General features: G+C 49.6%; 9 protein-coding genes. 4 read left to right on the forward strand and 5 right to left on the reverse strand.

Going from position 1 to position 10,471, the window contains the following annotated elements; all coding sequences use genetic code 11:
* Positions 1 to 145: 145 nt before the first annotated feature.
* The 3 genes from psbU to H6F90_RS24770 all read right to left on the reverse strand — a co-directional run bounded on the left by psbU (position 146) and on the right by H6F90_RS24770 (position 2,757).
* Positions 146 to 577, reverse strand: a complete 432-nt coding sequence (psbU, locus tag H6F90_RS24760; protein WP_190554721.1) for a photosystem II complex extrinsic protein PsbU — start codon at positions 575 to 577, stop codon at positions 146 to 148.
* Positions 578 to 848: 271 nt separating this feature from the next.
* Positions 849 to 1,868, reverse strand: coding sequence for an adenylate/guanylate cyclase domain-containing protein (locus H6F90_RS24765; RefSeq protein WP_313930198.1), 1,020 nt, complete (start codon positions 1,866 to 1,868; stop codon positions 849 to 851).
* Positions 1,869 to 2,070: 202 nt separating this feature from the next.
* Entirely contained in the window at positions 2,071 to 2,757 is a 687-nt protein-coding gene (locus H6F90_RS24770) for a DUF3120 domain-containing protein (protein ID WP_190554722.1), read from the reverse strand.
* Positions 2,758 to 3,140: 383 nt separating this feature from the next.
* Between H6F90_RS24770 and H6F90_RS24775 the strand changes: the two genes are divergently transcribed.
* The 4 genes from H6F90_RS24775 to H6F90_RS24790 all read left to right on the forward strand — a co-directional run bounded on the left by H6F90_RS24775 (position 3,141) and on the right by H6F90_RS24790 (position 9,554).
* Positions 3,141 to 4,112 carry an undecaprenyl-diphosphate phosphatase gene (locus H6F90_RS24775; protein WP_242024617.1) on the forward strand — a complete coding sequence of 324 codons (972 nt, stop codon included), beginning with the start codon at positions 3,141 to 3,143 and terminating at the stop codon, positions 4,110 to 4,112.
* Positions 4,113 to 4,163: 51 nt separating this feature from the next.
* Positions 4,164 to 5,549, forward strand: a complete 1,386-nt coding sequence (locus tag H6F90_RS24780) for a TIGR03279 family radical SAM protein (protein ID WP_190554723.1) — start codon at positions 4,164 to 4,166, stop codon at positions 5,547 to 5,549.
* Between the two features lie 31 nt (positions 5,550 to 5,580).
* Positions 5,581 to 7,299 carry a diguanylate cyclase gene (locus H6F90_RS24785; RefSeq protein ID WP_190554724.1) on the forward strand — a complete coding sequence of 573 codons (1,719 nt, stop codon included), beginning with the start codon at positions 5,581 to 5,583 and terminating at the stop codon, positions 7,297 to 7,299.
* A gap of 173 nt (positions 7,300 to 7,472) precedes the next feature.
* The gene (locus H6F90_RS24790; RefSeq protein WP_242024618.1) at positions 7,473 to 9,554 is read left to right on the forward strand and encodes a TolC family protein; all 2,082 of its coding nucleotides are present in this window, start codon (positions 7,473 to 7,475) and stop codon (positions 9,552 to 9,554) included.
* A gap of 90 nt (positions 9,555 to 9,644) precedes the next feature.
* On the opposite strand, the gene H6F90_RS24795 is transcribed toward H6F90_RS24790, so the two are convergent.
* A complete protein-coding gene (locus H6F90_RS24795) occupies positions 9,645 to 9,851 on the reverse strand; it encodes a hypothetical protein (protein WP_190554725.1) in 207 nt (68 codons plus the stop codon).
* A gap of 134 nt (positions 9,852 to 9,985) precedes the next feature.
* Positions 9,986 to 10,306, reverse strand: coding sequence for a hypothetical protein (locus H6F90_RS24800; RefSeq protein ID WP_190433683.1), 321 nt, complete (start codon positions 10,304 to 10,306; stop codon positions 9,986 to 9,988).
* Positions 10,307 to 10,471 lie beyond the last annotated feature (165 nt).

Here is a 10,471-nt window from a genome sequence, read left to right on the forward strand (position 1 = left end):
AAGGATTAACCTTACTGTACAGAGAGCAAAGATATTATTGCAGCGTCTAAACACCCAGTTCTGACCCAGAAGCTGTAGAGACAAGAGCAACTAGAGCACCGGGCTTCTACAAACTCAGTCAACAGTGGCAGAGCTGGAGGCAGATTTAGCGGTAGATACCGTTGTTGAAGCGATCGTCTCCCTCGGTCAAGGCAGAATCTGGATCGGTCACGGTAAAGTTCTTGAAATTTGCTTGCAATGTCTCTTTCTGGCGATCGCTGATGCCAGGTAGATCAAGAACATCTTCCACCTTTTCATAAGGTGCGTGCTGGACGATCGCACGCGCTAAGGTGGGGTACAAGCCAGGATATTGCAAGAAAGCCCGAACATTGGTGTTGTTGAGATCGATCTTGTCCCCGACTTTGGCCCGCTTATCATCGACTGCATTGCGAGGAGCGACCTCAGCAGCTAAGACGGGGATCGGTTGCAGAACCAAATGGCTCAAGTTTGCAGCGATCGCTTGTTGGGGCAACCCTAGCCATCCCAGGCAGCCTACTAACAAACTGAGAACTGATAGCCAGCGAACAAAGCGTTTCATCGATTTATACCTTCCTCTGAGCAGATAAAATCCACACACAGCATTTATAGAATTGGCACAAGAATACCCAACCCTGGAAAAGCGCGATGCTCTCTAAGGTCGTGCAAAGCAGCAAATGCCACAAATTTTCTAAAGTCTAGGGTAGCGTACCCAGGTACCCTGGAAAACCTCTAAACTTTGCGTTGCTCGGCGCTGATGCGCTTTACCGCCTTAGATCTTAAAGCGTAAACCTAAACTACTAGTACTCTGTGACAGCAATCTTGACAACGCTCTAGAGAGGTTCAGGGCTTTCATTACCCAGCACTAGACTTTCTTCCTGCATTTGTAGAAAGCGATTTAAGTCAGCGAAGGTACAGGCATGGGTAACAGTGGGTACGTCGTAACCTTTTAAGTCCACTGTATGAGTCTGAAACAAAGCTTGATAAGTTGGGCCCATCGGCACGTGCTTATAGGTTGTTTCTCCTAAGGCTACATCCAGACGAATTTCTTTCGTGGCAGATTCTAAGCGGAAGGCAGCGTTAACTGTGTCTCCTAGGGCGGTATAGTCAGGGCGATCGCCACTCCCCGTATTCCCCACCATCGCAAACCCAGTATTAATTCCTGCCCCAATGCGTAGCGGGAAGGGCAGCGGATACTGGTCGTACAACTCACTCGTCATCTTATGCATGGCGCTGAGGGCACTAAAAATGCGTAGCATCTCTTCGTCACTGACCCCTTGGGTGCCGTGAATCCAGACTGCCATCACCGCATCTCCAATGTATTTATCGACCCAACTGCCGTGTTCACGAATGATATCGCCGGCTCGCCGAAACCAGGTGCCGATCACCTCAGAGAGGATTTTTTCGTCCAGTTGCCGAGTCAACCCCGTAAAGTCACGAATATCCACCACCAAAACTGAGATCAGGCGGCGGACGTGTAAGGTTGCGGTCGCGGTAAATTCTTTGGAGTCCATTCCCATCGACGGATCAGTGAGGTGCTCTGGGGAAGGACAGTAAAACTCTAATTCGATCTGACCAAAGGTGAGTTGGTCTCCGTTTTGTAACGTTACCGGAACACTAACTCGGCGGCCATTCACAAAGGAACCATTGCGGCTTCCCAAGTCAATGAGATAAAACTCGCCTGTTTCCATGCATTGAAGCATCGCGTGGTTCCGGGAGATCCAGCGATCGGGCAGCACAAAGTTGTTGTCATCGCTTCGACCAATCGTCCAGCAGTTGTTGCCGACTAATGGAAGATATCGATCACCTGCCTCGGAACGGAGCACTAAATGAGGAGTGGATTGAAAAGTCACCACAGGCTAAGAAATCACTGCATCTTTCCCTATGATGCATCCTGACACATCTATCTACGACTATCCATGACACATCTACTTATGCCAATGAATGCTTTCGAAGATTTAACTAAGAATTGTAAGCAAAATCTCGTTGCGCTTGAAGTTTGCCCTGAAGTCCAAAGAAGTTAATCTTGGAAATGCTGACTAGCAGCTCAGGAACTTAAGCCGCAGAAGCTACCAACCAGAATAAACCATCTACTAAAATTGTGCTCAGCACAGCTCCGCCAAAGGCCCACCAGTGAGCTTTCTGAGAGCGTAGTGGCAACAATCCCACCACCAGCAAAGTTACCCCCAGCACCGCTGCCCAAGCTGCTCCCCAGGGTGTCCGCATTTGAGCGATCGCATCCTGAAAAATAGGTAATGCCAGCGCTGGATCAACTTGCATCAATCGTCGCCAATGGGGGATCAAATCCACGATGTAGAAGTAAAGATCAGTAACGACGGTTCCGAATAAAGACCCTAAATAAAAGAAATTTCCTACCTTCCCCCACTGGCGCATCAGGCACCAAACTGCAACAGGCAACCCAATCGCTTCGATGGGTAAGTGCAGCAGTGGCTCCCAGCGAAACCATCCCCAATAAATAGAACCTGCTAACCAACTCCAGGTGAATCCAAAAAGCAAGTCACCCCAGAGTTGGGTGCGATCGCGAGCCATCAAGACTAAGCTGAGTCCAAGCCAACCACCAGTCAGAAGTAAACTCAGCACTGGCTGCCAGCGCACTAAGGGAGCCTGAATAAAAACAGGTACCGCTACTAGCAGGACAGCAGCAGCCAGCACAAGCCAAGTTTGGCTAACTCGAAGCTGCCAAGCTGAATCAGGCGACCTTTCCTGGGCTGAATCAACCATGCGTGAGGATGGGGGGAAGGGTGTGAAGGAAGACAAAGTATTTTTAAGTTTCTTATTTAATTTACTTTTTTTAACATAACACAAGCACATCCCCTGGGGGGGCATCTTGTTTATGATAACTTAGTTTTTCTCTTGCCAAAGCTTGAGATCAGTGCCTCTGATGTAATCGTTGAAACTTTCGCAAGTTTGCAACACTCAATTACGCTATACCAGAGCAGGTGAAAGTTGAGCTTTTCTAGCTGCTGGCGTAGGGTCATATTGCTTGCTGTCGCTCTTGGCTGAAGCAACGTAGCTAAGGAACCTGAGAGTGGTTTGTCCTGCTCCTAGTTGAGAGCAGCAGTAAAAACTGGATACCGAACTGATTAGTTTTCTGGAGTATGTGCATGACGATTGGAATAGACAGTTTGGTGTGGCTCAGCTATTCCTTGGAACCAGTGTCAATTCCATCAGTACAGATGGATCATTTAGCGAATATTTCCTCTCTATTAGCCGTTGCTACCCCAGAAGCGAGTGCTGTTAACTGGTTGGCTGGGTTGTTTCAAGCCTTCATTTTGGGAATTGTGCAGGGCATTACAGAGTTTTTGCCCATTAGTAGTACTGCCCATTTGCAGGTTTTTACTAAAGCGTTGGGCTGGGCTACTGTAGGCGCTAAACCGTTTGTGGCGACGATTCAATTCGGCAGTGTGGTCGCAGTGGTGATCTACTTTTGGTCGGACATTCGCACCATTTTGCTAGGAGGATGGCAAGCCGCCCAGAAGCGAGATTGGCAGCGGGAGGAATGGAAACTTTTAGTGGGAATTGTAGTGGGCACTATCCCAGCGTTGGCGGGGGGATTTTTGCTCAAAAAAGCCCTGAATGATGATGGCTCGACCATTAACAGCATGACGACGATCGCGATCGCCTCTATCGTCATGGCGCTGTTATTAGGAGCCGCAGAAAACTTAGGGAGTCGGAAACGGGATTTTTCGGCGTTGCGAATTCAAGATGGGATTTTGATTGGTTTGGGGCAGATGTTGGCTTTGGTGCCGGGAGTTTCTCGCTCTGGTTCTACCTTGACGGCTGCTCTCTTTTTAGGGTTAGAGCGACAAACAGCGGCTAGATTTTCTTTTTTACTTGGGTTGCCGACGTTAGCGATCGCAACCTTATACCAATTTTTTAAGGAAGCACTGGGCCAAATCGACCTGTCTTTAGTAGTGGTTGGCACGCTGTCATCCTTCATTTTTTCTTACCTCTCCATTGCCTGGTTACTGCGCTATCTGCAAAATCGCAACACCTGGATCTTTGTTTGGTATCGTCTGGGCTTTGGTGCAGCGATTCTGACGGCAGTGGCGGCTGGCGCTTTACGGAATACCTGAGGCTGGACTCTCTAGAATAGAAATTGGCCTTAGCATTCCAGTGGCATCTTCATGAGCGAAGTTTCAATTCGTCCGGCTTTAATTACCAAGGTTCTTCCTGATTCGATTGCTGCTGAGATTGGGTTTGAGCCGGGCGATCGCCTTGTTGCCATCAATGGTCAAAAACCGCGTGACTTGATCGACTATCAGTTTCTTTGCGCCGATGAAGTTCTAGAACTAGAAGTTTTAGATGCCAAAGGAAAAGCTCATGAGATCGAGATCGAAAAAGACTTCGATGAAGATTTGGGTCTAGAGTTTGAAACTGCTTTGTTTGATGGATTGCTTCAGTGCAACAACCGCTGCCCATTTTGCTTTATTGATCAACAACCGCCCGGAATGCGGCAAACGCTGTATCTCAAAGATGACGATTACCGCCTTAGCTTTCTCTATGGCAGCTATTTAACCCTGACCAATTTGACTCAACGAGAATGGGATCGGATTGAGCAGATGCGGCTTTCTCCGCTTTATGTGTCAGTCCATGCCACTGAGCCAGAAATTAGAAGTCGGCTACTGAAGAACCCCAGGGCAGGACAGTTGCGATCGCAGTTGCAGTGGTTCCAAGAGCGGCGTTTGCAGATTCATGCCCAGGTGGTAGTTTGCCCAGGGATTAATGATGGAGTTCACTTAGAGCGCACCCTACTAGACTTAGCCGAGTTCCATCAAGGTGAGATGCCTGCTGTGGCTTCTGTGGCTGTAGTGCCTGTAGGACTCACGCGCTTTCGGCCTGATCAAGACGAATTGGTGCCTGTGACGCCGGAAAAAGCTCAAGAGGTGATTGCCCAAGTTCAGACACTGCAAACTCAGTTCCAACGGCAGTTTGGCTCTACCTTTGCCTGGTTAGCAGATGAGTGGTTTTTGATTGCAGGACAAGCCCTACCACCAGAATCACACTACGAAGACTACCCACAAATTGGCAATGGCGTTGGGTCAATTCAGCAGTTCCTGAAAACTTTTGCCGCTGCTACGGCTCGCCTACCTGAACAAATTTCCCCTCCCCGGAAACTGACTTGGGTGGTGGGAAATGCAGTTGAGCAAGCGTTTCAACCATTGCTACAACGGCTCAATCAAGTGGAAGGACTCACTGTGGAACTAGTCGCACTTTGCAGCGACTACTGGGGGCAGTCGATCACCGTGACGGGCTTGCTGACTGGGCACGATTTGTTGCCAGCGCTCCAAGCCAAGGACCTAGGTGATGGTATTCTCTTGCCAACGGTTATGTTGAAACATGGAGAGTCTCGCTTTTTGGATGACACTACGGTTGAGGACTTAGCTCGCCAACTCCAAACAAAAATTTGGCTGATTAGCAACGTCGAGGAATTTATGGAGACTTGTCTCTGGCTCGATGCGGCTGCTCAACCCTGTATCTCTGGAACTCCCAAGGCTCCCTCTTGCGTCTAGTGCCAGTCGCTTCTAGGAGCTGCAAGACGATATGAAGTGGTCAATCGAGAAAAGTATTACGGGCGGCTTTGGCATTGCCCTTCTAGTGCTTAGCTTAATTGGTGGTCTCGGCTACCGGAACATCACACAACTCGTTGCCACTGCGAACTGGGTAAATCATACCTATCGGGTGCTAGAGGCACAAGAAGTTTTACTCTTTCACATTGCCAACGCTGAAGCTGGGCAGCGGGGGTACGTTATTACGGGGCAAGAGGAGTACTTAGAACCTTATTACATTTCCACTAACACCATTAATGACCAAGTTGATATGCTTCAGAGGCTCACTGCTGATAACCCCAGGCAGCAGCAGCGCCTTAATACCTTGCGTCCTCTCCTCCAGCAGCGCCTAGACAAGCTGCAAGCAGTTTTAGACACTCGGCAGGAACAAGGCTTTACAGCGGCTCAGCAAGCAATCCGTGAGGCTCGAGGCCGTCAGGTGATGGACGCAATTCGTCGCCTCATGGATGAGATGTCCACCGAGGAAAATCGCTTACTGCAACAGCGATCGCATCAGGCAGAATTAGCAACTCGCAATACAACACTAGTGGTTGCCATTAGTGGATTTCTCGCAGCGGTGTTGCTACCGATCGCGGCCATTACCCTCAACCGAGACATCAGACGGCGCAAAACCGTAGAACTGGCTCTGCAAGAAAGTGAAACCAAGCTGAAAGGTTGGGTGGGAGAGCTAGAACAACGCAGTCGCGAGATTGCTCTCTTAGGAGAGTTGAGCGATGTTTTGCAAGCCTGCTTCACCTTGGGCGAAGCTTACGCCGTGGTGGCTGAGTTGGTACAGCCTTTGTTTCCGGGTATGTCTGGGGCGATTTATATCACCAGTGAGTCTCGCAATTTAGTCGAAGCGATCGCTTCTTGGGGACCGCTATCCTTGCAGCCGATTATGTTTGACCCGACAGACTGCTGGGCGCTCCGTCGAGGCCGAGCTTACTTCATTGACAACGGTGATAGCAGCTTGCGTTGCCAACATCTCCACGCTCCTTGGCCCACTCAGTACTGCTGCATTCCTCTCATGGCTCAGGGAGACGCCCTAGGAACTTTGTATCTAGCGGCCTCCAACAAAGACGACTTCACGCCGACAAAGCGGCTACTGACAGGGACAGTGGCTGAGCATATTGCCCTAGCTTTTGCTAACCTCAAGCTGCGCGAAAGCCTGCGGAATCAGAGCATTCGCGACCCTCTGACTAACTTATTCAATCGGCGCTATATGGAAGAATCGCTAGAGCGAGAAGTGCGACGGGCAGAACGTAATCGACAACCCCTCGGTATTGTCATGCTAGACATTGACCACTTCAAGCGCTTCAACGATACCTTTGGCCACGAAGCAGGAGACGCAGTGCTGCGTGAGGTAGGCTTGCTCATCAGAAACTCTATTCGGGCCTCCGATATTGCTTGTCGCTACGGCGGTGAAGAGCTGATGCTACTCTTACCTGATGCTTCTTTAGAAGCCACCCGTCAACGAGCGGAACATATTCGAGAGGCCGTTAGCCACCTGAGTGTTCATTATCACCGCCAAGCTCTCGGCATGATTACGCTCTCGGCTGGGGTTGCGAGTTATCCGCTGCATGGGCCTACTGGAGAGGCAGTGACTCGGATGGCAGATACTGCTTTGTACCGCGCTAAAGCTGCTGGACGCGATCGCGTTATGGTAGCCGATGAAACATTAGTTGCCAGTTCTGCATCTCCGGATGCTGAGTAACAGGTTTATTGATATCTTTAGGGTGCTTTTGGTTTATACGCTTAGTAAATTAGAGCAGAGCAGCAAGAATCAAGCTGAACTATTTGCCAAGTGACTTTGCCAGCCAGTATTCTGCTTAAGGTTGGTTGCCCGACTTCTAAACGTTTCTCTGGATTGCAGACTGAATAAAACTTATGCAAACCATTCGCTATTTGATGGCTGTAGGTGTGAGTGCGGCGATCGCGTTGGGAAGTACGTTGGGTAGCCCGGAGCCCAGTGCAGCCCAATCTAATAAAACTTCGGCTCAGCTTTCCACTGATGCAACGCCAAACGATCCTACTAGGACTGACGTTGCCACCTCTGATTCCACCTCCGAGCGTGTCACCCAAACTAGCTCTGATACTGCTAGACCCGCTGCTGAGAAAAGCTCGGTACAAAAAGATTCGGCATCCAAAGATCCGGTACTCAAAAACAAGAACCGCTCCAAGCCCCAGAGTAGACGTAAGATTCGCTCCAACTCTGCAAAAAAAATTACCGTTTCCAGTGTAGAGGCAGCGCTAAAGGAGATAGCTGAGGAACAAGCAACTCAGCAAGCCACCCCTCAGCCCAATATCCGCTCTAAAGCTAGGACTCAGACAGCGAGTAAGGTCCGTGGTGCCACTACTAAGCGGGCCGAGAAGCCAGCAGAAAAGAGCATACCAGCAGAAAAGAGCATAGACAAAACCACAACCCCTGCTAAAAAAACGGCGCAAACCAGCGCTCCTTTACCAGCGCTAGAGCCTGCTAATCCGAGTGGTTCTGAAGCACCGCGATCGCTACAACCAGCGCAGCCAAATACCTCAAGTCCGACGCTACCTGTCACACCAACCGCAACTCCAACGAGTCCTGCTAACAATAGCAACCAATTCGTTCGCCCTGTTCCTCGTGGTTATCTCAATCCTGACCCGAATCCATTGAAATTCCCGACCAGACCTAGCGAAGTTCAGATTCAGGGCACTCAACCCATTACCTTACAAGAAGCGATCGAACTAGCCGAGCGCAATACGCCGAGCCTACAGGTTTCTAGACTGAACCTAGAAAGAAGTCGTGCGGCGCTAAGAGAAGCACAGGCAGCCTATTACCCCAACGTGAATGCTGGAGCTAGAATCGCGCGCCAGGACTCTAACCAAAACGACCTAACACCGCAGCCACAGCCAGCCGATCCTGACTCTGCCAGCACATCTCTAAGCGGTACCCTTGGAGTCTCTTACGACATTTTTACCTCAGGCCAGCGGTCTGCCACAGTCAGGGCTGCTGAAAAACAGGTGCGCTCTAATGAATTAGAAGTTGAGGTGCAGCGAGAGCAGCTACGGCTGGATGTCACGAACAATTACTATGATTTGCAACAAAGCGATGAGCAAGTTCGCATTTCGCGGGCTGCGGTCGAAACGGCTCAAGCCAGTTTACGCGATGCTCTCGCTCTAGAACGAGCAGGGGTTGGTACCCGCTTTGATGTGCTGCGATTTCAAGTAGACTTAGCCAACTCTCAGCAAGATTTAACCCAATCTCTCAGCGATCAACGGACGGCCCGGCGGCAACTTTCCCAACGACTAAACATTATCCAATCGGTTGATTTGTCAGCAGCAGACCCAGTCGAAATTGCAGGCTTGTGGAATCTGTCGCTAGAACAGAGCATTGTCCAGGCCTTCAAAAACCGAGCAGAGCTAGAGCAACAACTGCTACAGCGAGAAATCAACGAGCAACAGCGTCGAATTGCCCTTGCCAATAACCGACCGCGAATCAGCGCATTCCTCAACACCAGTTTGCAAGATCAGTTTGACGATGATCGAGACGCGCTGAGAAGTTATTCTCTTGGGGCTGAAGTGAACTGGAACTTGTTTGATGGCGGTGCAGCTAGAGCCAGAGCCAGACAGGAAGAAATTAATGCAGAAATTTCTGAAAATCAATTCGCGGATACGAGAAATCAAGTTCGTCTCGACGTAGAGCAATCGTTCTTTAACCTGCAATCTAACTTTGAGAACATCCAGACGGCTTCAGTTGCCTTGGAGCAGGCTCGGGAAAGTTTACGTCTAGCACGTCTGCGATTCCAAGCGGGTGTTGGTACTCAAACAGACGTAATCAGTGCCCAAAACGAGTTGACTAGAGCTGAAGGCAATCGCCTGAACGCGATTCTGAACTACAACCGAGCTTTAGCTGCCCTCCAGCGATCGATTACCAATCTAGGCGCTGCTCCTAGTGCCTCTACAGGTAGAACGCCTGCGGCTACCGCTCCATAGAACTTACGGGGGCAAGTCTTTCCTTGCCCTTTTCTCTCTCTATTTGTTTTGCCTAAATATCTCTTTTCAGCAGGATTGTAGAACCTTGGCTCAGTTTTTCAGCAGCGTGTTGAAATCTTGAGCTAGTTTTTCCAGTTCGTAGAGGACAACTGTTAAATCCTGTAAAACCTCAAACGTCACTTCTGAGCGATCGCTTACTTCGGAGAGGGAATCAACACCACTCTTGACCAAATCTGTGGCGATGGCAAGACGCTGATACGCTTGTTCGACCAAGTTCGTTCCCACTAAAGATTCCACTAGTTATATAGTGCTGCACTAGAGTCTGAGGTGGCTTCAACGCCTATTTATTTAGTCTGAGTGATGTCCCAAAAATCTTCTTCCCCCGAATGAGTGAACGCTTACACGACTGCAACTTTAGATAAAGATCCAGCTCAGTCATCTCCTTGGGTGCAGACCGAGCTAGAGGTGGACAGCCACTCCAAGACTTGCTCTGCTGTGATTAGGCGCTTGAGCACGACTTGTCCAATGACTTGAGCCCCAGGATTGAGCTCTGCTGACTCAGTGGGCCTTACCTCTACCATCAGTACCGCTTCTTCAACTCGGTAAAGCCACAACTTTTCTCCTTGCTCTAGGATGGAAACGTTCATTTTCTTGATGTCTGGTTTGCGTCTCCAGGCCACCTCGCTCCACAATCCTGCTGACTCCCACACTCGTCCCACAGTCCAGCCGTCTGATAAAAAGAAGTACTTCACAAGCGGTTAAAAATGAAAAATGGCTCTGAAATTATGGCGTTCTAAATCTAGTCAGAACTTACGCAAAAGTCATTTGAACGGACGGATGCTTGAGTTGCTCCTTGAGATACTCAGAGAGCATCCCGTGCTTGATTTGATAGATAGTTCTACCACTTTCGTAGGCAA

The organism is Trichocoleus sp. FACHB-591 (genome assembly GCF_014695845.1).
In the GTDB taxonomy this organism is placed as follows: domain Bacteria; phylum Cyanobacteriota; class Cyanobacteriia; order FACHB-46; family FACHB-46; genus Trichocoleus.

Coding starts and splice junctions, on each gene's coding strand:
- psbU (WP_190554721.1), bottom strand. CDS start 577: ATGAAACGCTTTGTTCGCTGGCTATCAGTTCTCAGTTTGTTAGTAGGC.
- H6F90_RS24770 (WP_190554722.1), bottom strand. CDS start 2,757: ATGGTTGATTCAGCCCAGGAAAGGTCGCCTGATTCAGCTTGGCAGCTT.
- H6F90_RS24775 (WP_242024617.1), top strand. CDS start 3,141: ATGACGATTGGAATAGACAGTTTGGTGTGGCTCAGCTATTCCTTGGAA.
- H6F90_RS24780 (WP_190554723.1), top strand. CDS start 4,164: ATGAGCGAAGTTTCAATTCGTCCGGCTTTAATTACCAAGGTTCTTCCT.
- H6F90_RS24785 (WP_190554724.1), top strand. CDS start 5,581: ATGAAGTGGTCAATCGAGAAAAGTATTACGGGCGGCTTTGGCATTGCC.
- H6F90_RS24790 (WP_242024618.1), top strand. CDS start 7,473: ATGCAAACCATTCGCTATTTGATGGCTGTAGGTGTGAGTGCGGCGATC.